This is a genomic window from Enterobacter sp. V87_3, from assembly GCF_029967835.1.
GTDB classification, from domain to species: Bacteria; Pseudomonadota; Gammaproteobacteria; order Enterobacterales; family Enterobacteriaceae; genus Enterobacter; species Enterobacter cancerogenus.
Genome location: NZ_JASCAM010000024.1, coordinates 78,772 through 101,930 on the forward strand (window position 1 = coordinate 78,772; position 23,159 = coordinate 101,930).

27 protein-coding genes are annotated in these 23,159 nt (G+C 55.4%); 13 read left to right on the plus strand and 14 right to left on the minus strand.

The annotated features are described in order from the left end of the window. Positions 1-4: 4 nt before the first annotated feature. Entirely contained in the window at positions 5-1,516 is a 1,512-nt protein-coding gene (pepA, locus tag QLG21_RS12985) for a leucyl aminopeptidase (RefSeq protein ID WP_042322124.1), read from the minus strand. Positions 1,517-1,781: 265 nt separating this feature from the next. Between pepA and lptF the strand changes: the two genes are divergently transcribed. The 5 genes from lptF to mtgA all read left to right on the plus strand — a co-directional run bounded on the left by lptF (position 1,782) and on the right by mtgA (position 8,045). Beyond that, the gene (gene lptF, locus QLG21_RS12990; RefSeq protein WP_282484561.1) at positions 1,782-2,882 is read left to right on the plus strand and encodes an LPS export ABC transporter permease LptF; all 1,101 of its coding nucleotides are present in this window, start codon (positions 1,782-1,784) and stop codon (positions 2,880-2,882) included. Next, on the plus strand, positions 2,882-3,964 hold the full coding sequence (lptG, locus tag QLG21_RS12995; RefSeq protein WP_137903519.1) for an LPS export ABC transporter permease LptG: 1,083 nt from the start codon (positions 2,882-2,884) through the stop codon (positions 3,962-3,964). Before lptF ends, lptG begins: the two co-directional genes overlap by 1 nt. 137 nt (positions 3,965-4,101) lie before the next feature. After that, positions 4,102-6,438, plus strand: coding sequence for an aerobic respiration two-component sensor histidine kinase ArcB (gene arcB, locus QLG21_RS13000; RefSeq protein WP_006178795.1), 2,337 nt, complete (start codon positions 4,102-4,104; stop codon positions 6,436-6,438). A gap of 231 nt (positions 6,439-6,669) precedes the next feature. After that, the gene (gene elbB, locus QLG21_RS13005; protein WP_137903518.1) at positions 6,670-7,323 is read left to right on the plus strand and encodes an isoprenoid biosynthesis glyoxalase ElbB; all 654 of its coding nucleotides are present in this window, start codon (positions 6,670-6,672) and stop codon (positions 7,321-7,323) included. Next, positions 7,320-8,045 (plus strand): monofunctional biosynthetic peptidoglycan transglycosylase, encoded by a 726-nt coding sequence (gene mtgA, locus QLG21_RS13010; RefSeq protein ID WP_282484562.1) that lies wholly within the window; start codon positions 7,320-7,322, stop codon positions 8,043-8,045. Before elbB ends, mtgA begins: the two co-directional genes overlap by 4 nt. A 39-nt stretch (positions 8,046-8,084) precedes the next feature. On the opposite strand, the gene npr is transcribed toward mtgA, so the two are convergent. The 11 genes from npr to QLG21_RS13065 form a co-directional block, all read right to left on the minus strand. Then, positions 8,085-8,357 carry a PTS phosphocarrier protein NPr gene (gene npr, locus QLG21_RS13015; RefSeq protein WP_003861872.1) on the minus strand — a complete coding sequence of 91 codons (273 nt, stop codon included), beginning with the start codon at positions 8,355-8,357 and terminating at the stop codon, positions 8,085-8,087. Further along, positions 8,354-9,208 carry an RNase adapter RapZ gene (gene rapZ, locus QLG21_RS13020; RefSeq protein ID WP_006178792.1) on the minus strand — a complete coding sequence of 285 codons (855 nt, stop codon included), beginning with the start codon at positions 9,206-9,208 and terminating at the stop codon, positions 8,354-8,356. The genes npr and rapZ overlap by 4 nt, the downstream gene beginning before the upstream one ends. A 45-nt stretch (positions 9,209-9,253) precedes the next feature. Beyond that, the gene (gene ptsN, locus QLG21_RS13025) at positions 9,254-9,745 is read right to left on the minus strand and encodes a PTS IIA-like nitrogen regulatory protein PtsN (protein ID WP_006178791.1); all 492 of its coding nucleotides are present in this window, start codon (positions 9,743-9,745) and stop codon (positions 9,254-9,256) included. Positions 9,746-9,827: 82 nt separating this feature from the next. Next, positions 9,828-10,115 (minus strand): ribosome hibernation promoting factor, encoded by a 288-nt coding sequence (hpf, locus tag QLG21_RS13030; RefSeq protein ID WP_006178790.1) that lies wholly within the window; start codon positions 10,113-10,115, stop codon positions 9,828-9,830. A gap of 22 nt (positions 10,116-10,137) precedes the next feature. Beyond that, positions 10,138-11,571 (minus strand): RNA polymerase factor sigma-54, encoded by a 1,434-nt coding sequence (rpoN, locus tag QLG21_RS13035; RefSeq protein ID WP_137903515.1) that lies wholly within the window; start codon positions 11,569-11,571, stop codon positions 10,138-10,140. A 47-nt stretch (positions 11,572-11,618) separates the two neighbouring features. Then, positions 11,619-12,344: an LPS export ABC transporter ATP-binding protein gene (lptB, locus tag QLG21_RS13040; RefSeq protein WP_006178788.1), complete on the minus strand. Its 726-nt coding sequence runs from the start codon at positions 12,342-12,344 to the stop codon at positions 11,619-11,621. A gap of 6 nt (positions 12,345-12,350) precedes the next feature. Beyond that, positions 12,351-12,905, minus strand: coding sequence for a lipopolysaccharide ABC transporter substrate-binding protein LptA (lptA, locus tag QLG21_RS13045; protein WP_006178787.1), 555 nt, complete (start codon positions 12,903-12,905; stop codon positions 12,351-12,353). After that, complete coding sequence (gene lptC, locus QLG21_RS13050) at positions 12,874-13,449, minus strand: LPS export ABC transporter periplasmic protein LptC (RefSeq protein WP_006178786.1); 576 nt, start codon at positions 13,447-13,449, stop codon at positions 12,874-12,876. Before lptC ends, lptA begins: the two co-directional genes overlap by 32 nt. Continuing rightward, positions 13,446-14,012 carry a 3-deoxy-manno-octulosonate-8-phosphatase KdsC gene (gene kdsC, locus QLG21_RS13055; RefSeq protein ID WP_282484563.1) on the minus strand — a complete coding sequence of 189 codons (567 nt, stop codon included), beginning with the start codon at positions 14,010-14,012 and terminating at the stop codon, positions 13,446-13,448. The genes lptC and kdsC overlap by 4 nt, the downstream gene beginning before the upstream one ends. Before the next feature lie 14 nt (positions 14,013-14,026). Further along, on the minus strand, positions 14,027-15,013 hold the full coding sequence (kdsD, locus tag QLG21_RS13060; protein ID WP_006178784.1) for an arabinose-5-phosphate isomerase KdsD: 987 nt from the start codon (positions 15,011-15,013) through the stop codon (positions 14,027-14,029). 13 nt (positions 15,014-15,026) lie between these two features. Next, positions 15,027-16,004 (minus strand): calcium/sodium antiporter, encoded by a 978-nt coding sequence (locus QLG21_RS13065; RefSeq protein WP_153689316.1) that lies wholly within the window; start codon positions 16,002-16,004, stop codon positions 15,027-15,029. Between the two features lie 230 nt (positions 16,005-16,234). Here QLG21_RS13065 and mlaF point away from each other — a divergent pair, with 230 nt between their 5' ends. The 7 genes from mlaF to murA all read left to right on the plus strand — a co-directional run bounded on the left by mlaF (position 16,235) and on the right by murA (position 21,027). Next, positions 16,235-17,047: a phospholipid ABC transporter ATP-binding protein MlaF gene (gene mlaF / locus QLG21_RS13070; RefSeq protein ID WP_006178782.1), complete on the plus strand. Its 813-nt coding sequence runs from the start codon at positions 16,235-16,237 to the stop codon at positions 17,045-17,047. Positions 17,048-17,054: 7 nt separating this feature from the next. Then, positions 17,055-17,837, plus strand: coding sequence for a lipid asymmetry maintenance ABC transporter permease subunit MlaE (gene mlaE, locus QLG21_RS13075; RefSeq protein WP_006178781.1), 783 nt, complete (start codon positions 17,055-17,057; stop codon positions 17,835-17,837). Positions 17,838-17,841: 4 nt separating this feature from the next. Next, positions 17,842-18,390 carry an outer membrane lipid asymmetry maintenance protein MlaD gene (gene mlaD / locus QLG21_RS13080; protein WP_006178780.1) on the plus strand — a complete coding sequence of 183 codons (549 nt, stop codon included), beginning with the start codon at positions 17,842-17,844 and terminating at the stop codon, positions 18,388-18,390. 18 nt (positions 18,391-18,408) lie between these two features. Continuing rightward, positions 18,409-19,044: a phospholipid-binding protein MlaC gene (gene mlaC / locus QLG21_RS13085; RefSeq protein ID WP_006178779.1), complete on the plus strand. Its 636-nt coding sequence runs from the start codon at positions 18,409-18,411 to the stop codon at positions 19,042-19,044. Beyond that, entirely contained in the window at positions 19,044-19,337 is a 294-nt protein-coding gene (gene mlaB, locus QLG21_RS13090; protein WP_058609401.1) for a lipid asymmetry maintenance protein MlaB, read from the plus strand. Before mlaC ends, mlaB begins: the two co-directional genes overlap by 1 nt. A gap of 126 nt (positions 19,338-19,463) precedes the next feature. Continuing rightward, the gene (gene ibaG / locus QLG21_RS13095; protein WP_042322109.1) at positions 19,464-19,718 is read left to right on the plus strand and encodes a BolA family iron metabolism protein IbaG; all 255 of its coding nucleotides are present in this window, start codon (positions 19,464-19,466) and stop codon (positions 19,716-19,718) included. A gap of 49 nt (positions 19,719-19,767) precedes the next feature. Further along, complete coding sequence (murA, locus tag QLG21_RS13100) at positions 19,768-21,027, plus strand: UDP-N-acetylglucosamine 1-carboxyvinyltransferase (protein WP_006178776.1); 1,260 nt, start codon at positions 19,768-19,770, stop codon at positions 21,025-21,027. Positions 21,028-21,106: 79 nt separating this feature from the next. Here the strand turns inward: murA and sfsB are convergent, their stop codons facing one another. Beyond that, positions 21,107-21,379: a DNA-binding transcriptional regulator SfsB gene (gene sfsB / locus QLG21_RS13105; RefSeq protein WP_042322106.1), complete on the minus strand. Its 273-nt coding sequence runs from the start codon at positions 21,377-21,379 to the stop codon at positions 21,107-21,109. A gap of 232 nt (positions 21,380-21,611) precedes the next feature. Further along, on the minus strand, positions 21,612-22,583 hold the full coding sequence (ispB, locus tag QLG21_RS13110; protein WP_137903514.1) for an octaprenyl diphosphate synthase: 972 nt from the start codon (positions 22,581-22,583) through the stop codon (positions 21,612-21,614). Between the two features lie 257 nt (positions 22,584-22,840). On the opposite strand from ispB, the gene rplU reads away from it, so the two are divergent. Beyond that, positions 22,841-23,152 carry a 50S ribosomal protein L21 gene (rplU, locus tag QLG21_RS13115; protein ID WP_003025032.1) on the plus strand — a complete coding sequence of 104 codons (312 nt, stop codon included), beginning with the start codon at positions 22,841-22,843 and terminating at the stop codon, positions 23,150-23,152. Positions 23,153-23,159: the final 7 nt, after the last annotated feature.

The window sequence follows — 23,159 nt, forward strand, 5'->3', positions numbered from 1 at the left end:
AACATCACTCGTCGCCGTTAAAACCCGCGCGGTTCAGCAGGAACTGCGACAGCAGCGCGACCGGACGACCGGTTGCGCCTTTGGCCTTACCGGAGCGCCACGCGGTGCCTGCGATGTCCAGGTGCGCCCAGTTGTACTTGCGGGTGAAGCGCGAGAGGAAGCAGCCTGCGGTAATCGCTCCGCCAGGACGGCCGCCGATGTTTGCCATATCGGCAAAGTTGGATTCCAGCTGATCCTGGAACTCGTCGGCCAGCGGCAGTCGCCATGCGCGGTCGCCAGCCTGCTCGGACGCTCCGATCAGCTCGTGCGCCAGCGGGTTATGGTTCGACATCAGGCCGGTGATGTGGTGGCCCAGCGCGATGACGCAGGCACCGGTCAGGGTTGCCACGTCTATAACCGCCTCAGGTTCGAAGCGTTCCACGTAGGTCAGCACGTCGCACAGCACCAGACGGCCTTCGGCGTCGGTGTTTAGCACTTCAACGGTCTGGCCGGACATGGTGGTCAGCACGTCACCCGGACGATAGGCGCGGCCACCAGGCATGTTTTCACAGCCCGCCAGTACGCCGATAACGTTAATCGGGAGCTGGAGCTCGGCGACCATCCGCATGACGCCGTATACCGCTGCCGCGCCGCACATATCGTACTTCATCTCGTCCATGCCTTCGGCAGGCTTGATGGAGATACCGCCGGAGTCAAAGGTCAGGCCTTTACCCACCAGCACCACAGGACGCGCGTCCTCGGACGGGTTGCCTTTATATTCGATGACCGACATCAGGGACTCATTCTGGGAGCCGTTACCGACCGCCAGATACGAATGCATGCCCAGCTCTTTCATCTGCTGCTCGCCGATGACGCGGGTAATAACGTTTTTACTGTAAGCATCAGCCAGCTGGCGAGCCTGAGAGGCAAGGTATGCAGCGTTGCAGATGTTTGGCGGCATATTGCCCAGATCTTTTGCGGCTTTGATCCCGGCGGCAATCGCCAGACCGTGCTGGATAGCGCGCTCGCCGCTGGTCAGCTCGCGGCGGGTAGGGACGTTAAAGACCATTTTACGCAGCGGGCGACGCGGCTCGCTTTTGTTGGTCTTCAGCTGATCAAAGCTGTAGAGGCTCTCTTTTGCGGTCTCGACGGCCTGGCGTACTTTCCAGTAGGTGTTGCGGCCTTTAACGTGCAGTTCGGTCAGGAAGCAAACGGCTTCCATCGAGCCGGTATCATTCAGCGTATTTATCGTTTTTTGAATGACCTGCTTATACTGACGCTCATCCAGCTCGCGTTCTTTACCGCAGCCAATCAGCAGAATACGTTCAGACAGTACGTTCGGAACATGGTGCAGCAACAGCGTCTGCCCAGGTTTGCCTTCCAGTTCGCCACGGCGCAGCAGGGCGCTGATATAGCCGTCACTGATCTTATCGAGTTGTTCGGCGATGGGGGAGAGTCGGCGTGGTTCAAAGACGCCCACAACGATGCAGGCACTCCGCTGTTTCTCCGGGCTACCGCTTTTTACACTGAACTCCATGCACTACGCTCCTGAATCTTAAAGACAACGACGGCTGCTACGGATAGAATTGAAACCTTTCGTAACTCATGTCCGCGGTTGTGGTGACTTCGTGTTAATCTTACGTTACTACGGTTTCGACACGTCATGTAATGAGCTGTATCGCGATTCCGCCGGGTTTTTTAATCTTAGCGATGATTTCGACGACTCAAGAGAATAAATGACGTTTAAGCCATGAAACAAGCTAAATTCCTGCAAAAGACGAGTTTTTACGGGCGTATTTAAAGTGATAATCATAAGATATCTGGTGCGGGAGACGCTGAAGAGCCAACTGGCGATCCTCTTTATCCTTCTTCTGATCTTTTTCTGTCAGAAGCTGGTCAAGATCCTCGGCGCGGCGGTTGACGGCGAAATCCCAACGAATCTGGTGCTTTCCCTGCTGGGGTTAGGCGTGCCGGAAATGGCGCAGCTGATCCTGCCGTTAAGCCTTTTCCTCGGCCTGCTGATGACGCTCGGTAAGCTCTATACCGAAAGTGAAATTACGGTGATGCACGCCTGCGGCTTGAGTAAAGCTGTGCTGGTGAAGGCGGCCATGGTGCTGGCACTGTTCACCGGTATTATTGCTGCCGTGAATGTGATGTGGGCGGGGCCCGCCTCCTCCCGGCATCAGGATGAGGTGCTGGCCGAAGCGAAAGCCAACCCGGGACTCGCCGCGTTAGCGCAAGGGCAGTTCCAGCAGGCCAGCGACGGCAACTCTGTGCTGTTTATCGAAAGCGTGAATGGCAACCGGTTTAACGATGTCTTCCTTGCTCAGCTGCGCCCAAAAGGTAACGCTCGCCCCTCCGTGGTGGTGGCGGACTCAGGTCAACTGTCGCAGCGTAAAGATGGCTCTCAGGTCGTGACGCTCAATAAAGGCACACGTTTTGAAGGCACGGCGATGCTGCGCGACTTCCGCATTACCGATTTCCAGAACTATCAGGCGATTGTCGGTCATCAGACCGTTGCGCTCGACCCCACTGATACCGAACAGATGAACATGCGTACTCTGATCGCGACCGACAGCGACCGCGCGCGCGCTGAGCTGCACTGGCGTATCACTCTGGTCTTCACGGTGTTTATGATGGCGCTGATGGTGGTGCCACTGAGCGTGGTGAACCCACGTCAGGGGCGTGTGCTCTCCATGCTGCCCGCCATGCTGCTTTACCTGGTGTTCTTCCTGTTACAAACCTCGATTAAGTCTAACGGTGGCAAAGGTAAGATTGATCCAGCCATCTGGACCTGGGTGGTCAATGGGCTGTATCTGTTGTTGGCAGTGGGGCTTAATGTATGGGATACGGTGCCTGTGCGCAGGATCCGCGCCCGTTTTACGCGTAAAGGAGCCATCTAATGCAGGCATTTGGCGTTCTTGATCGCTATATCGGTAAAACGATTTTTACCACCATCATGATGACGCTTTTCATGCTGGTGTCGCTCTCGGGCATTATCAAATTTGTCGATCAGCTGAAAAAAGCCGGACAGGGCAACTATGACGCGTTGGGCGCGGGGATGTATACCCTGCTCAGCGTGCCAAAAGACGTGCAGATCTTCTTCCCGATGGCGGCTCTGTTGGGGGCGCTGCTGGGTCTGGGGATGCTGGCACAGCGCAGCGAGTTGGTCGTGATGCAGGCGTCAGGCTTCACCCGTATGCAGGTTGCGCTGTCGGTGATGAAAACCGCGATTCCGCTGGTGCTGCTGACCATGGCGATTGGCGAGTGGGTCGCGCCGCAGGGCGAACAGATGGCGCGTAACTATCGTGCGCAGGCCATGTACGGCGGCTCGCTGCTTTCAACGCAGCAGGGGCTGTGGGCGAAAGACGGCAACAACTTCGTCTATATCGAACGTGTGAAAGGTGACGACGAGCTGGGCGGGGTGAGTATTTACGCGTTCAACAACGAGCGCCGCCTGCAGTCGGTTCGTCACGCCTCGTCGGCGAAGTTCGACCACGAGCACAAACAGTGGCGTCTTTCGCAGGTGGATGAATCAAACCTGACCGATCCGAAGCAAATCACCGGTACGCAGACGGTCACTGGCACCTGGAAAACCGACCTGACGCCGGACAAGCTGGGCGTGGTGGCGCTTGATCCTGATGCGCTCTCCATCAGCGGCCTGCATAATTACGTCAAGTACCTGAAGTCGAGCGGCCAGGATGCCGGGCGCTATCAGCTCAATATGTGGAGCAAAATCTTCCAGCCGCTGTCGGTGGCGGTAATGATGCTGATGGCCTTGTCATTTATCTTTGGCCCGCTGCGTAGCGTGCCGATGGGCGTGCGCGTGGTCACCGGGATCAGCTTTGGTTTCGTGTTCTACGTGCTTGACCAGATCTTTGGTCCGCTGACGCTGGTATACGGCATCCCGCCCATCATCGGTGCGCTGCTGCCAAGCGCCAGCTTCTTGCTGATCAGTCTCTGGATGTTGCTGAGACGCTCCTGATAACGCGTCTTTCTCGCTCCCGGATCCCCGGGGGCGAGGCTAATCTCCTGTTTCACCCCGCACTTTTTCTCACAACCTTCCACGCCTCGCCGCGAATTTGAGTATTATTGAGCGATAACGTCGTGAAGGGATCCTCTATGAAGCAAATTCGAATGCTGGCCCAGTATTACGTCGATCTGATGATGAAGCTCGGGCTGGTGCGTTTCTCCATGCTGCTGGCTTTGGCACTGGTCGTCCTGGCAATTGTGGTGCAAATGGCCGTGACCATGGTTCTGCATGGCCAGGTCGAGAGCATCGACGTCATCCGCTCCATTTTCTTTGGCCTGTTAATTACGCCGTGGGCGGTCTATTTCCTCTCTGTGGTGGTGGAACAACTGGAGGAGTCTCGCCAGCGCCTGTCAAAGCTGGTTGATAAGCTGGAGGAGATGCGCGAGCGCGATCTTAAGCTCAACGTCCAGCTCAAAGACAATATCGCCCAGTTGAATCAGGAAATTACTGACCGCGAGAAGGCTGAAGCCGAGCGTCAGACCACGCTTGAGCAGCTCAAAATTGAGATGAAGGAGCGCGAAGTCACGCAGATCCAGCTCGAGCAGCAATCCTCTTTCCTGCGTTCTTTCCTTGATGCCTCGCCAGATCTGGTGTTCTACCGAAACGAAGATAAAGAGTTCTCCGGCTGTAACCGCGCGATGGAGCTGCTGACCGGGAAAAGTGAAAAACAGCTGGTGAACCTGAAGCCGCAGGACGTTTACTCCGAGGAGGCGGCCGCCAAGGTGATGGAGACCGACGAAAAGGTGTTCCGCCACAACGTCTCACTGACCTACGAACAATGGCTGGACTACCCGGACGGGCGTAAGGCCTGCTTTGAGATCCGCAAGGTGCCGTACTACGACCGCGTGGGTAAACGTCACGGTCTGATGGGGTTTGGTCGCGATATCACCGAGCGTAAGCGCTATCAGGACGCGCTGGAACGCGCCAGCCGCGATAAGACCACCTTTATCTCCACCATCAGCCACGAGCTGCGTACGCCGCTCAACGGTATTGTGGGGCTGAGCCGTATTTTGCTCGACACCGACCTGACCGCTGAGCAGGAAAAATACCTTAAAACGATCCACGTTTCTGCGGTTACGCTGGGCAATATCTTCAACGATATTATCGACATGGATAAGATGGAGCGCCGCAAGGTACAGCTCGATAACCAGCCGGTAGACTTCACCGGCTTCCTGGCAGACCTGGAAAACCTCTCCGGCCTTCAGGCGCAGCAAAAAGGGCTGAGCTTCGTGATGGAGCCAACCCTGCCGTTGCCGCACAAAGTGGTGACGGACGGCACGCGCCTGCGGCAGATCCTGTGGAACCTCATCAGCAACGCGGTGAAATTTACCCCGCACGGGGGCCGCGTCGCGGTGCGTATTCGCAATGAAGAAGGGGACATGCTGCGCTTTGAGGTAGAAGACTCGGGGATCGGCATCCCGCAGGAGGAGCAGGATAAAATCTTTGCCATGTATTATCAGGTCAAAGACAGCCAGGGCGGCAAGCCCGCGACGGGTACCGGCATTGGTCTGGCCGTCTCAAAACGTCTGGCGAAGAGCATGGGAGGAGATATCACCGTCTCCAGCCAGCCGGGTAAAGGCTCGACCTTCACCCTGACGGTCCATGCGCCAGCGGTGGCCGAAGAGGTCGAAGACACGTTTGAAAGTGACGATATGCCGCTGCCGGCGCTGCACGTTTTGCTGGTGGAAGACATTGAGCTGAACGTGATTGTCGCCCGCTCGGTGCTGGAAAAACTCGGTAACAGCGTGGACGTCGCCATGACCGGTAAAGCCGCGCTGGAGATGTTCACACCGGGGGAATATGACCTCGTTCTGCTGGATATCCAGCTGCCGGACATGACCGGCCTGGACATCTCCCGCGAGCTGACCCGCACCTATGCGGCGGAAGATCTGCCGCCGCTGGTTGCGCTGACGGCGAACGTGCTGAAGGATAAAAAAGAGTACCTCGATGCCGGTATGGATGATGTGCTCAGCAAGCCGCTGGCGGTGCCTGCCCTGACCGCCATGATCAAGAAGTTCTGGGATACCCGAGATGAAGAGGAGAGCACCATGACGTCTGTTGATAGCGCGAAAGCCCAAACGATACTGGATACTGCCATGCTGGAGCAGTATATCGATTTGGTCGGACCTAAGCTGATTACCGATGGCCTGGCCATATTTGAGAAAATGATGCCGGGCTATCTGAGCGTGCTCGAGTCCAACCTGACCGCGCGGGATCAAAAAGGCATTGTCGAGGAAGGGCATAAAATCAAAGGTGCCGCCGGTTCGGTCGGCCTGCGCCATCTGCAGCAGCTTGGCCAGCAGATCCAGTCGCCGGATCTTCCTGCCTGGGAAGATAATGTGGCTGAATGGGTTGAAGAGATGAAACAGGAGTGGCAAAACGATGTGGCGGTGCTGAAAGCCTGGGTGGACGCCAGAAAAAAATGACCCCGGCTTAACCGGGGTGCGCGAATACTGCGCCAACACCAGGGAAATCGTGGCTGCGCCGGATTTTTTGTGTTGTTTTCGCATGGACGCCGCCTGAATATTTAGGCCGCACGCAGATAAGATAGCAAATCTTAAATGATTTGTTACATGAATCAGTGAAATGTGTGAAGCATAGCGTTTTAATCAAAATTATTAATGTGCTTCAGTACGTTGCAAAGAAGGATCCTCAAGATGAAAAAAATAGGTGTTGTGCTGAGTGGCTGCGGTGTTTACGACGGTTCGGAGATCCATGAAGCGGTATTAACCCTTCTGGCGCTCTCCCGCCAGGGCGCTGAGGTGGTCTGCTTTGCGCCGGATAAAAGCCAGGCGGATGTGATCAATCATCTCACCGGCGAACCGATGGCGGAAAGCCGTAACGTGCTGATTGAAGCGGCGCGCATCGCCCGTGGGGATATTCATCCGCTGGGGCAGGCAGACGCGTCACAGCTCGATGCGTTAATCGTGCCGGGAGGCTTTGGTGCGGCCAAAAATCTCAGCACCTTCGCTGCCCAGGGGGCGGAGTGCCATGTCGATCCCGATTTACGCTCCCTCGCCAGGGCAATGCATGCGGCGGGTAAACCGCTGGGCTTTATCTGTATTGCGCCCGCGATGCTGCCGAAAATCTTTGATTTCCCGCTGCGTCTGACCATCGGGACCGATATCGATACGGCCGACCTTATCGAAGAGATGGGGGGCGAACATGTTCCTTGCCCGGTGGACGACATCGTGGTCGATGAAGAGAACAAGATTATCACCACGCCCGCGTACATGCTGGCGCAGAGTATCGCTGAGGCCGCCACGGGCATTGATAAGCTGGTGGATCGGGTGCTGGTTCTGAGCGAATGAAGCGTAAATGGGGAGCAGGCGCATGGGTGAAACGCATCCTGGTGCGCATCGTGGTGGTGCTGGCGGTTTTCTGGGGCGGCGGGATTGCCCTGTTCAGCATCGTACCGGTACCTTTCTCCGCCGTCATGGTCGAACGGCAGCTGAGTGCCTGGCTCACCGGGGATTTTGGCTACGTTGCACACTCTGATTGGGTGAGCACGGAGGCGATTTCGCCGTGGATGGGGCTGGCGGTGATGGCGGCAGAAGATCAGAAATTCCCGGAGCACTGGGGTTTTGACGTGGCGGCGATCGAAAAGGCGCTTGCTCATAACGAACGCCATGAGAACCGGGTGCGCGGCGCATCGACGATATCGCAGCAAACCGCGAAAAATCTCTTTTTGTGGGATGGCCGTAGCTGGGTGAGAAAAGGGCTGGAGGCTGGGCTGACGCTGGGCATTGAAACTGTCTGGAGTAAAAAGCGTATTTTGACCGTCTATCTCAATATCGCAGAATTCGGTGACGGCGTGTTTGGCGTGGAGGCCGCTTCACAACGTTATTTCAATAAGCCCGCAAGCCGGTTAAGTATGTCTGAAGCGGCGCTGCTGGCTGCCGTCCTGCCGAATCCGATCCGCTTTAAAGCAAACGCGCCGACAGGGTATGTGCGTAGCCGTCAGGCGTGGATCATGCGGCAGATGCGCCAGCTGGGTGGGGAAGGGTTTATGGAGCGTAACAAGCTTATGTAGGGCGGGGCAGCAACGCTCCACCCGCCTTTGCGCTGAGGGTTAGTCTTCGTCAAACCCAGCGTTAAACAGTGCAATCACCGCGGCCAGCGCTTCTTCTTCCTGCGGGCCGGTGGCCTCCACCTCAATCTGACGACCTTTGGCAGAATCCAGCATCAGCAACGCAATCACGCTGTTGGCTTCTGCCTCGGTCCCCTCATCGTTGCGCAGCAACACCTCTGCGTCAAAGCCCTGCATCAGTTCAAACAGCTTCATCGCCGGACGGGCGTGCATACCCAGCTTATTGGTGATCTCAACGGTCTGTTTTACGGTCATGTTTTACGTTTTTCCAGCGTGCGATGACGGGACTGAACGTTCTTGCCGCGTGAGCGGAAGTAATCGGCCAGCTGCTCGGCAATATAAACCGAGCGATGTTTACCGCCGGTACAGCCAATCGCCACCGTCAGGTAGCTACGGTTGTTGGTCTCCAGCATAGGTAACCATAGCTCAAGGTAGCTTCGCGTCTGGTAGATAAAATTGTGAACTTCTGTGTGTCTGTCGAGGAACGCCGCGACGGGCTTATCCAGACCGGTCATTGGACGCAGTTTGGGATCCCAGTGGGGGTTCGGCAGGAAGCGCACGTCGAAGACATAATCCGCGTCGATCGGAATACCGTGCTTAAAGCCGAAGGATTCGAATACCATTGTCAGTTCACGCTCGCGTTTGCCCAGTAGACGGGTACGCAGCATCTCTGCCAGCTCGTGGACGGACATTTCGGAGGTGTCGACAATCAGGTCGGCGCGGGAGCGCAGCGGCTCCAGCAGGTCGCTCTCCTGATCGATGGCGCTTTCCAGGGAGAGATTTTTACTGGAGAGCGGGTGCAAACGACGCGTGTCGCTGTAGCGACGGATCAGCGTGTTACGGTCGGCGTCAAGGAACAGCAGCTGAGGCGAGAAAGCCTCCGGCAGGTTGCTCATCGCCTGCTCAAACACTTCCGGTGACTCTGGCATGTTGCGGACGTCGATACTCACTGCCGCCGAGATCTGCCTGTCCGCGAGCGTTTGGGCCAGCTCGGGCAAGAGCACCACCGGCAGGTTATCTACGCAGTAAAAGCCCATATCTTCCAGCGCGCGCAGGGCGACGGATTTCCCCGACCCTGAACGACCGCTGACGATCATCAACACCATGTTCCGTTTCTCCTCAGGGCAACAGATGTGAAGGCCATCTCCCGGTTATGCATCATCCTGATTGCCTTCTGCTTCAGTGATAATTTGATACAGCTCCTCATCACTTTGGGCTGAGCGCAGTCGACGGCAAATGGTTTTATCGGCCAGCCGCTTAGCAACCAGTGACAGCGTATGCAGATGGGTTTTCGTCTGATCGGCTGGCACCAGCAGGGCGAAGAGGAGATCGACCGGCTGATTATCAATGGCATCGAACGCGATGGGCGTTTCGAGCTGCACAAACACGCCGACGGCACGCAGGGTGTCTTCTTCCAGCTTGCCGTGCGGGATCGCGATGCCGTTGCCGATACCGGTACTGCCCATTTTTTCACGGGTCAGAATCGCTTCAAATACCAGCTGCGGCGGCAGGCCCAACTGCTTTGCGGCCAGCTCACTGATAATCTCCAGCGCACGTTTCTTGCTCTGGCAGTGAACGCCACTGCGGGTACATTCCTGGTTCAGGACATTGCTCAATTGAAGAGCGGAATCGTTGTTCATCATAATTTCACCTAAGCGCTAACTGTACAAATGGCCTGTTGTGTTTCACAACAGGCCTTCCTGCACCCGTTAACTGCCCGGACAATTAGTGTTGTTTCAGTTTATCTTTATGTTTATTGAGCTGTCGTGCAAGCTTATCAATCAAGCCGTCGATAGCCGCGTACATGTCTTGCCCTTCCGCACTCGCATGCAGTTCACCCCCGTTTACGTGCAGGGTGGCATCCGAGATATGAGTCACTTTCTCCACTTTCAACACAATATAGACCTGGTTGATCCTTTCGAAATACTGCTCTAATTTCGCGAACTTCGTGTTCAGGAAATCGCGCAGGGCCTCAGTAATTTCGACGTTTTGTCCAGTGATGTTGAGCTGCATAGTGTCTTCCTTATCGGTTGAGTCAGACCAGTTGTTTACGCTGGTTAGACGGCGGAATGGATAAAGACTCTCGGTACTTCGCAACGGTACGACGAGCCACCATAATACCCTGATCGGAGAGAAGGGTGGTCAACTTACTGTCGCTCAGTGGCTTCGCGGGGTTTTCCGCGGCGATCAACTTCTTCACCAGTGCACGGATTGCCGTTGACGAGGCTTCGCCGCCGCCTTCGGTATTCACATGGCTGGAGAAGAAATACTTAAGCTCAAAAATACCGCGTGGGCTGTGCAGATACTTCTGCGTGGTCACACGGGAAATGGTTGATTCATGCATCTCGACGGCCTGGGCGATATCCGCCAGCACCATCGGCTTCATAAATTCTTCGCCCTGTTCGAAGAACGCCTGCTGCTGCTCGACAATACAGCGGCTTACGCGCAGTAGCGTATCATTTCGGCTCTCCAGACTTTTGATTAACCATCGCGCTTCCTGAAGGTTGCTACGAATATATTGATTGTCGGAGTCGTTGCGAACGCTGGTGCACATGGAGGCGTACTGCTGGTTAATTTGCAAACGAGGGATGCTGTCTGAATTCAGTTCAACCACCCAGCGACCGTTATGCTTTCGCACCAGCACATCAGGGATCACGTATTCCGGTTCGCTGGTCTGGATCGACTGGCCGGGGCGCGGATCGAGGGACTGAATGACATTCACCGCCTCTTTCAGCACCTCTTCTTTCAGACGCGTGACGCGCATCAGCGAACGGAAGTCATGGTTGGCGAGCAGATCCAGATGATCGCTGATGATTAAGCGGGCTTCGTCGATCCACGGCGTCTCTTTGGCGAACTGCGAAAGCTGGATAAGCAGGCAGTCGCGCAGATCTTTCGCCGCCACACCGACCGGGTCGAAGCGCTGGATGCGCTTTAACACGGCTTCAATTTCTTCCAGCTCAACGTCTTCGTCGCCGATGCTTTCCAGAATGTCGTCCAGCGTGACGGTCAGATAGCCTGTGTCATCCACGGCATCGACAATGGAGGTCGCAATGGCGCGATCGGTATCGGAGAACGGCGTAAGCTCCACCTGCCACATCAGGTAATCCTGCAGAGACTGGGTGGTTTCGCCCTGGTAGACCGGCAGCTCGTCGTCCTGGTAGTCTGCACGCGTTCCGGAAGGGGTACCGGCGGTGTAGAGTTCATCCCAGCTGGCATCCAGCGGAAGCTCGTCCGGCATCTCTTTTTGTTCGAGCGCCTCAACGGTGTCGAGCATTTCTGCGTCTTGCGTTTGCTGGGTGTCTACCTCGTCATGAAGATCGGTTTGCTCCAGCAACGGATTGCTGTCCAGCGCCTGCTGGAGCTCCTGCTGAAGTTCTAACGTGGACAGCTGCAGCAGACGGATCGCCTGCTGGAGCTGCGGCGTCATCGCCAGTTGCTGGCTCAGCCTTAATTGCAAACCTTGCTTCATATTCAGAGCATTTTTCTCCGGTTCGGCGCTACGTTGCCTCTACCCTATCAGAGTCTGAAGTCTTCCCCAAGGTACACGCGCTTAACATGCTCATCCTGGAGGATTTGCTGCGGCGTACCGTGGGCAATCAGATGGCCCTGGCTAACAATGTAGGCGCGTTCGCAGACGGCCAGCGTTTCACGGACGTTATGGTCAGTGATGAGTACGCCAAGCCCGCTATCGCGCAGGTGCTCAATAATGCGTTTGATATCAATAACGGAAATGGGGTCAACGCCCGCGAAAGGTTCATCAAGCAGGATGAATTTCGGGTTAGCGGCCAGCGCACGTGCAATCTCAACGCGGCGACGTTCACCGCCAGAGAGCGCCTGACCGAGGCTGTCGCGAAGATGTTCAATGTGGAACTCTTCCATCAGCTCGTTCGCGCGGTCGGTGCGCTGCTCGCTGGTCAGATCGTCACGGATCTGCAGCACGGCCATCAGGTTATCGAAGACGCTTAAGCGACGGAAGATTGACGCTTCCTGCGGCAGGTAGCCGATACCACGGCGCGCACGCGCGTGCAGCGGCAGCAGGCTGATGTCTTCATCGTCGATGATAATGTTACCTGCATCGCGCGGCACAATACCGACCACCATGTAGAAGGTGGTGGTTTTACCTGCACCGTTAGGGCCAAGCAGGCCCACAATTTCGCCGGAGTTGACGGTCAGACTGACATCTTCGACGACGCGGCGGCCTTTATACGCTTTCGCGAGGTTTTTAGCAGTTAATGTTGCCATAACGAATTAGTTACTCTTCTTCTGTGCCGGGGCCTGGCCTTTGCCTTTATCCTGCAGCTGCGAAGGCACAAGCACGGTGGTGACGCGTTTCCCTTTCTCGCTGGTGGCCTGCATTTTCTGCTCTTTCACCAGGTAGGTGATCTTGTCGCCGGTAATGTTGCTGTCCAGCTGTTCCAGATAGGCGTTACCGGTCAGGATAACCAGATCCTTCGCCAGCTCGTAATGCATATGCGAGGCGCGGCCTTTTACCGGTTTGCCGTTGTCCTGCATCTGGTAGAAGGTGGCAGGGTTACCGTAACCATCAATGATCTCTTTACCCTGCTCGCCGCCAGGGCGGGTGACCACCACTTTGTCGGCGTTAATTTTAATGGTGCCCTGGGTCATGACGACGTTGCCCGTAAAGGTGACGACGTTACCCTGCATATCAAGCGACTGGGCGTCAGACTCGATATGGATCGGCTGTTCGGTATCGCCAGTCACAGCGAGCGCGGGAAGACTGGCGGCCAGCAGTGCGCTGGCGATAAGTACTTTAAGGCTGAGTTTGTTTGTTTTGAATTTCATAGGAGGTTCTAACCTTTTCAATCAGCTCGGCGTTTTTGCTGCGTAAGTTCCCGCGCATTCTCAAACCGCTGGAATTAAATGTCGTGCCGTACAATGTGACCAGATCCTGAGATGTCACGTCCTGGGTAACCAGGTTGATCTGGGCGTTATCCGTGGTAATTCTGCGCAGTTGAGCATCAGCGGTCAGGGCGATGACCTCAACATGGCCATACAGATAAAGCATACGGTCATTCGTCAGTTTTGCGCGGTCAGACTTGATTGACCACGTCGGGACTTTATCCGTATCAAAGGTGGTCATCACCGGTTTGGTAAACCACGAGACCCCATCATCTGAGAAATATTCAACGTGCTGGGCAATCAGGCGATAGTTCAGCGCACCTTCCGGGCTATATACCACGGTATCGCTGTGATCGCTTTTGTAGGTTGGATCGCTTGTGTTGACCGTATCCGGTTGCGTATCGTCACGGTCAGCGAGATTCACGCCAATCAGTACCAGTACGACAAGCGTCAGCAGAATGATAACCCAACGTCTGGTTTTACTCATATCGATTGCCCTTTGGCCTCATCAAGCTTGTCCTGCGCCAGCAGAAGCAGATCGCAGACTTCACGTACGGCACCGCGGCCACCGTTAATGTGAGTAACATAGTCAGCGCGCGGAATAAGCAGCGGATGGGCGTCGGCAACGGCGATACTCAGCCCCACCTCTGACATGACCGGCCAGTCAATCAAATCGTCGCCCACGTAGGCAACGTTTTCCGGCGCGACAGCCAGTTTCCCAAGTAAATCCCTGAAGGCCATCATTTTGTCAGACTGCCCCTGATAGAGGTGGGTAATCCCCAGCGTTTCGCAGCGATCTTCTACCAGTTTAGCTTTCCGTCCTGTGATGATAGCAACTTCAATGCCCGACGTGAGGGCACAGCGAATGCCGTAGCCGTCGCGTACGTTAAATGCTTTCAGCTCTTCGCCGTTATTGCCCATATAAATCAGGCCGTCGGAGAGCACACCGTCCACATCGAGGATCAACAGGCGAATATTTTTCGCCTTTGCCATCATGTGGGTACTGACCGGGCCATAACAGGTTGCAAGGGATGCACCCGCATTACTCATTGTCTTATCCTTCATTACACTACGCCCGCGCGCAGCAGATCATGCATATGTACCACACCCAGCAGTTGGTCGCCATCGGCAACCATCACTGAGGTAATATGACGGGACTGCATCAGGTTGAGCACTTCAACCGCCAGCGTGCCGGGACGCACGCGGATGCCGCCTGACGTCATGACGTCGGCAATGCCCAGCGTGCGGACATCCACACCCATATCAAACACGCGGCGCAAGTCTCCATCGGTGAAGATCCCCTGGATTTTCATCAGGTCATCGCAGATAACCGTCATCCCCAGATTTTTTCGCGTGATTTCCAGTAACGCATCGCGCAGTGAGGCCTCTTTGCTTACGTGAGGGATCTCATCGCCGGTGTGCATAATATCGTTTACCCGCAGCAGCAGCTTACGCCCCAGCGCGCCTCCGGGATGAGAAAGGGCGAAATCTTCGGGCGTAAAGCCGCGTGCTTCCAGTAGCGCAACGGCAAGCGCGTCGCCCATGACTAACGCCGCGGTGGTGCTGGAGGTCGGTGCCAGACCCAGCGGGCAGGCTTCTTTCGGCACTTTCACGCACAGGTGGATATCGGCGGCGCGCGCCATGCTGCTCTCCGGACGGCTGGTCATGCAAATCAGGGGCACCTGCAGCCGCTTCAGAACCGGGATCAGCGCTAAAATCTCGTTGGACTCGCCCGAGTTCGACAGGGCGATCACGACGTCCTGCGGCGTGACCATACCCAGGTCGCCGTGTGCGGCCTCACCAGGATGGACAAAAAAGGACGAGGTGCCGGTGCTGGCAAAGGTCGCCGCCATTTTGCGCCCAATGTGGCCGGATTTGCCCATACCCATCACCACGACTTTACCGGCACAGTAGAACATCTTCTCACAGGCCAGACTAAAATCCTGATTAATGTACTGATCTAACTGCGCCAGGCCTTCACGTTCAATCTCCAGAACGTCTTTACCTGCTTTCTGAAAGTCAAAACCCGGCTGCAATTCTATTTGCGACATAATGCGTTTCCGTTTACCCAGAGAGAAGAGGCGAAAGCCAGTACAGCATCGCCATCCATACGATAAAACCACCCGTCAGCAGCGCGCCTGCGCCTTTACCAATCTGTCGTTGCTTGCGCCAGCAGAGCAGGGCAAATATCACGCTCACCAGCAGCATCACGCCGTAATCGCGCGAGAAGACCATCGGGTTAAACGGCCCCGGCGCAATCAGCGCCGGCAAACCCGTGACAATCGCGATATTGAAAATGTTCGAGCCGATGATATTGCCTATCGCGATATCATCTTCGCCTTTACGCGCGCCCGCAATGGCGGTGGCGAGTTCCGGCAAGCTGGTCCCGATGGCGATCACCGTCAGGCCAATTGTCAGTTCGCTCATCGCGAAGTAATTTGCCAGCACGGTCGCGTTATCCACCACCATACGCGTGGCCATTGGCATGATGATCAGCGCGACGCCCAGCCACAGCAGGGCGACGGGTAACGTCCCCTCACGCGGCAGTTCAGCGATGTGCTCACGCGTGAGGGTGTCATTTCCTTGTTTCTCGGCGTTACGGGCAATTTTAACGCTATACAGCAGCCAAATCGCGGCCAGCGCGAGCAGGAAAATGCCGTCATCAATGCTCAACACACCGTCGTGCAGCACGTAGCCAGCCAGCAGGCTTACGACTAACATTAGCGGCAGTTCGCGGCGCAGAACATCAGAATGTACGCGAAATGGATGCAGCAGGGCGGCTAAGCCTAAAATGAGTAAAATGTTGACGATGTTTGAGCCAATCGCCGTGCCAATCGCCAGATCAACCTGGCCATGCAGCGATGCCGAGACCGAAACGATGATTTCCGGAAGAGAGGTTCCGACGCTAACCACCGTCATCCCAATGACGATAGGCGGGACGCCCATCAACCGGCACAGGATTGATGCGGCAAACACCAAACGGTCAGCACTGTAGACCACCAAAAGTAAACCAATAATTAACAGTGCTGTTGCTAAAAGCATCAAAAGTCCTTTCTTCAGGTATACTCGCCGGTCCACCGCGCAAAAATTATTGTGGGCGCTGCATACAGTCTGAGGCGTAACGAATTCCTAATTTTGACTTTATGCGCCGGAAAAGTAAAACAAATGCCAGCTTTCGCTAACCTCCACGGCTAATATTCTGTAAAAATGTGGGGTTTAGGGCTGATTTAGGCTTCATGCAAACGTGAAGCACGGTAAGAAAGGAACCATAAATGAGCCAAACGATGGCGAATTTAGTCGATGTCCGTGGCGTCAGTTTCTCTCGCGGCAACCGATTGATATTTGAAGATATTTCTCTGACTGTCCCGCGAGGCAAGATCACTGCCATCATGGGGCCATCCGGGATCGGTAAAACGACGCTGCTGCGGTTGATCGGTGGGCAAATTCCACCTGACGGCGGCGAAATCCTCTTCGACGGTGAAAACGTCCCGGCAATGTCACGTTCGCGTTTGTATACTGTCCGCAAACGGATGAGCATGCTTTTTCAGTCCGGGGCGCTGTTCACCGATATGAACGTCTTTGATAACGTAGCCTATCCGCTGCGTGAGCATACGAGCCTGCCGCCTGAGTTGCTGAAAAGCACGGTGATGATGAAGCTTGAGGCCGTTGGGCTTCGCGGAGCCGCCAAATTAATGCCGTCGGAGCTGTCTGGTGGGATGGCCCGCCGTGCCGCATTAGCGCGCGCTATCGCCTTAGAGCCTGATTTGATCATGTTCGACGAGCCGTTTGTCGGACAGGACCCCATTACCATGGGCGTGCTGGTGAAGTTAATTTCTGAGTTAAACAGCGCGCTCGGTGTAACCTGCATCGTGGTGTCACACGACGTGCCGGAAGTGCTGAGCATTGCTGATTACGCCTACATAGTGGCAGACAAAAGGATCGTCGCGCACGGCAGCGCTCAGGCGCTGCAGGAAAATTGCGATCCGCGCGTGCGGCAGTTCCTCGACGGTATTGCGGACGGGCCTGTCCCGTTCCACTATCCGGCGGGTGATTATCGTGACGATTTACTGGGAATAGGGAGTTAAGCCACTCATGCTGTTAAATGCGTTGGCCGCTCTTGGACACCGTGGCATAAAAACCATCAGGACGTTCGGGCGTGCCGGATTGATGTTATTCAACGCGCTGGTCGGCAAACCGGAATTCCGCAAGCATGCGCCGCTGCTGGTGCGGCAGCTCTATAACGTCGGCGTACTGTCGATGGTTATCATCATCGTTTCCGGTCTGTTTATCGGCATGGTGCTTGGGCTGCAGGGTTACCTGGTTTTGACGACCTACAGTGCGGAAACGAGCCTCGGGATGCTGGTGGCCCTGTCCCTGCTGCGTGAGCTCGGGCCGGTGGTGGCCGCGTTGCTGTTTGCCGGACGTGCCGGCTCGGCATTAACCGCCGAAATTGGCCTGATGCGCGCCACCGAGCAGCTCTCCAGCATGGAGATGATGGCGGTCGATCCGCTGCGCCGCGTGATCTCTCCCCGCTTCTGGGCGGGAGTCATTTCGTTACCGCTGCTGACTATTCTTTTTGTCGCCGTCGGGATTTGGGGCGGTTCGCTGGTCGGCGTGCACTGGAAAGGGATCGACGCCGGGTTCTTCTGGTCCGCGATGCAGGACGCCATCGACCTGCGGATGGATCTGATCAACTGCCTGATTAAGAGCCTGGTATTTGCCGTTACGGTTACCTGGATTGCGTTGTTCAATGGTTACGACGCAATCCCTACGTCGGCGGGCATTAGCCGCGCGACAACACGTACTGTCGTTCATTCGTCGCTGGCCGTACTGGGTCTGGATTTTGTGCTCACCGCACTGATGTTTGGGAATTGAGTTCATGCAAACGAGAAAAAATGAAATTTGGGTCGGCGTATTTCTGCTTCTGGCGCTTCTGGCAGCACTCTTCATCTGCCTGCGAGCGGCGGATATCACCTCTATCCGGACTGAACCGACTTACCGTGTTTATGCCACCTTCGATAACATCGGCGGCCTGAAAGCGCGTTCACCGATCCGCATCGGTGGCGTGGTGATTGGCCGCGTGGCGGATATCACGCTTGACGAGAAAACCTATCTGCCGCGCGTCGCGATGGATATCGAAGAGCGTTACAACCACATTCCCGATACCAGTTCGCTTTCCATTCGTACCTCGGGGCTGCTGGGTGAACAATATCTGGCACTTAACGTTGGTTTCGAAGATCCCGAGCTGGGAACGACTATCCTTAAAGATGGCAGCGTGATTCAGGATACGAAATCCGCCATGGTGCTGGAGGATATGATTGGTCAATTCCTTTACAACAGTAAAGGGGATGATAAAAAGTCTGACGCTGCCCCTGCGCAGAGTGAGGACCCTACCAATGTCGCACCGACGCCTGGTGCAGCGAATTAATATCAGGAGAAGTCATTCATGTTTAAACGACTATTAATGGTTGCCATGCTGGTCATCGCCCCTCTTACCGCAGCCCACGCGGCGGATCAGAGCAACCCGTACAAACTGATGGATGAGGCCGCGAAGAAAACCTTCGATCGTCTTAAAAACGAACAGCCAAAAATTCGCGCCAACCCTGACTATCTTCGCGATGTGGTCGATCAGGAACTGCTGCCGTACGTGCAGATCAAATACGCGGGTGCGCTGGTGCTGGGTCGCTATTACAAAGATGCTACCCCTGCGCAGCGTGAAGCCTACTTTGCCGCATTCCGTGAATACCTGAAGCAGGCATATGGTCAGGCGCTGGCGATGTACCACGGCCAGACGTACCAGATCGCCCCGGAGCAACCGCTGGGTGATGCCACGATTGTGCCTATTCGTGTCACTATCATCGATCCCAATGGCCGTCCGCCGGTTCGCCTGGATTTCCAGTGGCGTAAAAACAGCCAGACCGGTAACTGGCAGGCCTATGACATGATCGCCGAAGGCGTAAGCATGATCACCACTAAACAGAACGAGTGGAGCGATCTGCTGCGCACCAAGGGCATTGATGGCCTGACTGCACAGCTTCAGTCTATCTCTCGTCAGAAAATTTCCCTGGACGAGAAGAAGTAATGACGCAGCAACTTAGCTGGTCGCGTGAAGGTGAAACGTTGAAGCTTAAGGGTGAGCTGGACCAGGATCTGCTCAACCCGCTTTGGGACGCGCGCGATGACGCGATGAAGGGCGTGACGCTGATTGATTTGAACAGCGTCACCCGCGTGGATACCGCCGGTGTTGCGATGCTGGCACATCTTGTCGCCGTAGGGAAAAAGCACGGAACGCAAGTCCGGCTTGCTGGCGCGAGCGACAATGTTGTGACCCTTGCGCAGCTCTACAATTTGCCCGACGACGTTTTACCTCGCTAACATTTTCAGTGCGTTACTTCCGAAAGCCCCGACAGTTTCACCGTCGGGGCTTTTTGCTTGTTTAAGACAACGCCACTTTGCTCTAAGATGTTGGGCTTGTTTTCACAATCAGATGATAAAGACCCCATGGAAAATAATGAAATCCAGACTGTGCTGATGAATGCACTCTCCCTTCAGGAAGCCCACGTCTCTGGCGATGGCAGTCACTTCCAGGTTATTGCTGTGGGTGAGATCTTCGACGGTATGAGTCGTGTGAAGAAACAGCAGGCTGTGTATGCGCCGCTGATGGAATACATTGCGGACAACCGCATCCACGCCCTGTCGATTAAAGCGTTCACCCCGCAAGAGTGGGCACGCGATCGCAAACTAAACGGTTTCTAAGCTGCGGGCGACAGCCCGCAGCACGGTTGAATTTATAAGAGAGCAAACAATGGACAAATTTCGTGTACAGGGGCCAACGCGTCTCCAGGGCGAAGTCACTATTTCCGGCGCCAAAAACGCCGCGCTGCCTATCCTCTTTGCGGCGCTGCTCGCCGAAGAGCCGGTAGAGATCCAGAACGTACCGAAGCTGAAAGATATCGACACGACCATGAAGTTGCTTGCTCAACTGGGTACTAAGGTGGAGCGCAATGGTTCCGTCTGGATCGACGCCAGCCAGGTTAACAACTTCTCCGCGCCCTATGATCTGGTGAAAACCATGCGTGCCTCCATCTGGGCGCTTGGTCCGCTGGTGGCGCGTTTTGGCCAGGGACAGGTTTCCCTGCCGGGCGGCTGCGCGATTGGTGCTCGTCCGGTCGATCTGCACATCTTTGGCTTAGAGAAGCTGGGCGCAGAGATCAAGCTTGAAGAAGGTTACGTTAAGGCATCCGTGAACGGTCGTCTGAAAGGCGCGCACATCGTCATGGACAAAGTGAGCGTGGGCGCAACGGTGACCATTATGTCTGCGGCAACGCTGGCGGAAGGCACCACCATCATCGAAAACGCCGCACGCGAGCCGGAAATTGTGGATACCGCAAACTTCCTCGTGGCGCTGGGCGCGAAAATTTCAGGTCAGGGCACCGATCGCATCACCATTGAGGGCGTAGAGCGCCTGGGCGGCGGCGTGTACCGCGTGCTGCCGGACCGTATCGAAACCGGTACCTTCCTGGTGGCCGCTGCGATTTCCGGCGGGAAAATCACCTGCCGCAATGCACAGCCAGATACTCTGGACGCCGTGCTGGCGAAACTGCGTGATGCGGGCGCCGATATCGAAATTGGTGAAGACTGGATCAGCCTGGACATGCACGGCAATCGCCCTAAAGCGGTCAACGTGCGTACCGCTCCGCACCCGGCTTTCCCGACCGATATGCAGGCGCAGTTCACCCTGCTGAACCTGGTGGCCGAAGGGACGGGCTTTATTACCGAGACCATCTTTGAAAACCGCTTTATGCACGTACCGGAACTGATCCGTATGGGCGCGCATGCGGAAATCGAAAGCAATACGGTGATCTGCCACGGCGTTGAAAAACTGTCTGGTGCGCAGGTGATGGCAACCGATCTGCGTGCGTCTGCAAGCCTGGTGCTGGCAGGTTGTATTGCGGAAGGGACTACCGTTGTCGATCGTATCTACCATATCGATCGCGGCTATGAGCGTATTGAAGATAAACTGCGCGCGCTGGGTGCAAATATCGAGCGTGTGAAGGGCGAGTAATCGTTCCGGCAGCCCCCTGCCAGAGATGGTCGGGGGATTGCTGTTCCTGTCAAAATGCGCGTGTTACCTCAACAGCGCTTCACGTCGTTTTTTTCTGGCGCATCATGCGCGTTCTGTCGATAAACTCATGGGTAACGGGATCGTGGTAGCGTGAAGGCCAGATTACCCACGGCTGGGTGTCCAGCGCGGTGGCGATAATCAATTCACCCTTAGGCCATGGTCGGGTCAGTGCGTTCGCCAGTGTGGAAGAACTGAGCCCGTTGCGACGCGACTCTGCAGCCAGAGATGTCCCTTTTTTGCGAAGTGCTGCAATAATATCAGCCGAATGCCAGTCGATAAATTTCGTATCCATTGAAGCTGTCCTTGTGTTCATGTTCACCCATGCCATTTCTCCTGAAATGACGGGGTTACTATACCGTCTTCGAACAGCGGTTCTAAAAAGTTCGAGTTACTGGAAGCAATATTCAGAATAAGACATGACTTTATTCATGCGGCCTGTAAACCGATGATTTAACGTGAAAATGGAGTTTTTAAGAACGTACTGGAAGCTCCCTGCGCGGCGGCAGGGAGCCCGGGGAAGAGGATTAACGATCGCGCTGAACGGCAATGTGGGCAAGGCCAATAAGCGCATCGCGCCATGGGCTGTCCGGGATCACCTTAAGTGCTGCAATGGCTTTATCGGCTTCTTCTTCGGCACGCTGACGCGTCCATTCAAGTGAACCGCTGATCGCCATGGCTTCCAGGACAGGTTCCAGAAGATGTCGACCATTTCCCTGCTCGATCGCTTCACGGATCATTTTTTCCTGCTCGGGTGTACCGTTGCGCATGGCGTGTAGCAGCGGGAGGGTCGGTTTGCCTTCGTTCAGGTCGTCGCCGACGTTTTTGCCCAGCGTCTCGCCATCGGCACTGTAGTCCAGTAGATCGTCAATCAGCTGGAACGCGGTGCCAAGATAACGGCCATAGTCCTGCAGCCCTTTTTCCTGGACATCGGTGCAGCCGCCGAGGATGCCGGAACACTGAGCCGCGGCTTCAAACAGACGCGCGGTCTTGCTGTATATCACGCGCATGTAGCTCTCTTCGGTAATGTCCGGATCGTTGACGTTCATCAACTGCAGCACTTCGCCTTCGGCGATCACGTTCACCGCTTCAGACATCACTTCCAGCACCTTTAGCGAGCCGAGGCTGGTCATCATCTGGAAAGCACGGGTATAGATAAAATCACCCACCAGTACGCTTGCCGCATTGCCAAACGCGGCGTTAGCCGTGGCTTTGCCGCGACGCATGTCAGATTCATCCACAACGTCATCATGAAGGAGCGTGGCGGTGTGGATAAACTCGATCAGCGCCGCGATCGTCACATGGGCATTTCCCTGATAGCCAACGGCTCTAGCGGCCAAAATGGCAATCATCGGGCGAATGCGTTTACCGCCGCCGCTGACGATGTAATAGCCCAACTGATTGATCAGTTGAACGTCAGAGTTGAGTTGTTCCAGGATTGCTGCATTCACACCCGCCATATCTTGCGCGGTTAACTCGTTGATTTTATCTAAATTCATCGCAAAAGCCGGGCTTTTTATCCTGTTTAACCCACGGGATGTGGGTTCACAAAGGGTTTCGGTTTATCAATAGTATCGCTGATTGTACTGAAAAAACGGCGCAGATAAACGTTACCGTACGTGTTGTGTTTTTTTTCTTCATCTATTGATGGTAGCACTTGTCAAAGGCTCGCGTTTTGCGTAATATTCGCGCCCTATTGTGAATATTTATAGCGCACTCTGAATCATACGAGGATGTGCGCGGAAGCGGAGTTTATATGTACGCGGTTTTCCAAAGTGGTGGTAAACAACACCGAGTAAGCGAAGGTCAGACCGTTCGCCTGGAAAAGCTGGACATCGCAACTGGCGAATCTGTTGAATTCGCTGAAGTTCTGATGATCGCAAACGGTGAAGAAGTCAAAATCGGCGTTCCTTTCGTTGATGGCGGCGTTATCAAAGCTGAAGTTGTTGCACACGGTCGTGGCGAGAAAGTTAAAATCGTTAAGTTTCGTCGTCGTAAGCACTACCGTAAGCAGCAGGGCCACCGTCAGTGGTTCACTGATGTGAAAATTACTGGCATCAGCGCCTAAGACCTGA

Excerpts from the sequence above, each read along its gene's own strand:
- mlaF (WP_006178782.1), top strand. The coding sequence starts at position 16,235 with ATGAGCCAAACGATGGCGAATTTAGTCGATGTCCGTGGCGTCAGTTTC.
- rpoN (WP_137903515.1), bottom strand. The coding sequence starts at position 11,571 with ATGAAGCAAGGTTTGCAATTAAGGCTGAGCCAGCAACTGGCGATGACG.
- npr (WP_003861872.1), bottom strand. The coding sequence starts at position 8,357 with ATGACCGTAAAACAGACCGTTGAGATCACCAATAAGCTGGGTATGCAC.
- pepA (WP_042322124.1), bottom strand. The coding sequence starts at position 1,516 with ATGGAGTTCAGTGTAAAAAGCGGTAGCCCGGAGAAACAGCGGAGTGCC.
- ibaG (WP_042322109.1), top strand. The coding sequence starts at position 19,464 with ATGGAAAATAATGAAATCCAGACTGTGCTGATGAATGCACTCTCCCTT.
- elbB (WP_137903518.1), top strand. The coding sequence starts at position 6,670 with ATGAAAAAAATAGGTGTTGTGCTGAGTGGCTGCGGTGTTTACGACGGT.
- hpf (WP_006178790.1), bottom strand. The coding sequence starts at position 10,115 with ATGCAGCTCAACATCACTGGACAAAACGTCGAAATTACTGAGGCCCTG.
- lptB (WP_006178788.1), bottom strand. The coding sequence starts at position 12,344 with ATGGCAACATTAACTGCTAAAAACCTCGCGAAAGCGTATAAAGGCCGC.
- sfsB (WP_042322106.1), bottom strand. The coding sequence starts at position 21,379 with ATGGATACGAAATTTATCGACTGGCATTCGGCTGATATTATTGCAGCA.
- lptG (WP_137903519.1), top strand. The coding sequence starts at position 2,882 with ATGCAGGCATTTGGCGTTCTTGATCGCTATATCGGTAAAACGATTTTT.
- mlaD (WP_006178780.1), top strand. The coding sequence starts at position 17,842 with ATGCAAACGAGAAAAAATGAAATTTGGGTCGGCGTATTTCTGCTTCTG.
- arcB (WP_006178795.1), top strand. The coding sequence starts at position 4,102 with ATGAAGCAAATTCGAATGCTGGCCCAGTATTACGTCGATCTGATGATG.
- mlaE (WP_006178781.1), top strand. The coding sequence starts at position 17,055 with ATGCTGTTAAATGCGTTGGCCGCTCTTGGACACCGTGGCATAAAAACC.
- rapZ (WP_006178792.1), bottom strand. The coding sequence starts at position 9,208 with ATGGTGTTGATGATCGTCAGCGGTCGTTCAGGGTCGGGGAAATCCGTC.
- ispB (WP_137903514.1), bottom strand. The coding sequence starts at position 22,583 with ATGAATTTAGATAAAATCAACGAGTTAACCGCGCAAGATATGGCGGGT.
- QLG21_RS13065 (WP_153689316.1), bottom strand. The coding sequence starts at position 16,004 with ATGCTTTTAGCAACAGCACTGTTAATTATTGGTTTACTTTTGGTGGTC.
- kdsD (WP_006178784.1), bottom strand. The coding sequence starts at position 15,013 with ATGTCGCAAATAGAATTGCAGCCGGGTTTTGACTTTCAGAAAGCAGGT.
- murA (WP_006178776.1), top strand. The coding sequence starts at position 19,768 with ATGGACAAATTTCGTGTACAGGGGCCAACGCGTCTCCAGGGCGAAGTC.
- mlaB (WP_058609401.1), top strand. The coding sequence starts at position 19,044 with ATGACGCAGCAACTTAGCTGGTCGCGTGAAGGTGAAACGTTGAAGCTT.
- ptsN (WP_006178791.1), bottom strand. The coding sequence starts at position 9,745 with ATGATGAACAACGATTCCGCTCTTCAATTGAGCAATGTCCTGAACCAG.
- rplU (WP_003025032.1), top strand. The coding sequence starts at position 22,841 with ATGTACGCGGTTTTCCAAAGTGGTGGTAAACAACACCGAGTAAGCGAA.
- mtgA (WP_282484562.1), top strand. The coding sequence starts at position 7,320 with ATGAAGCGTAAATGGGGAGCAGGCGCATGGGTGAAACGCATCCTGGTG.
- kdsC (WP_282484563.1), bottom strand. The coding sequence starts at position 14,012 with ATGAGTAATGCGGGTGCATCCCTTGCAACCTGTTATGGCCCGGTCAGT.
- lptA (WP_006178787.1), bottom strand. The coding sequence starts at position 12,905 with ATGAAATTCAAAACAAACAAACTCAGCCTTAAAGTACTTATCGCCAGC.
- lptC (WP_006178786.1), bottom strand. The coding sequence starts at position 13,449 with ATGAGTAAAACCAGACGTTGGGTTATCATTCTGCTGACGCTTGTCGTA.
- mlaC (WP_006178779.1), top strand. The coding sequence starts at position 18,409 with ATGTTTAAACGACTATTAATGGTTGCCATGCTGGTCATCGCCCCTCTT.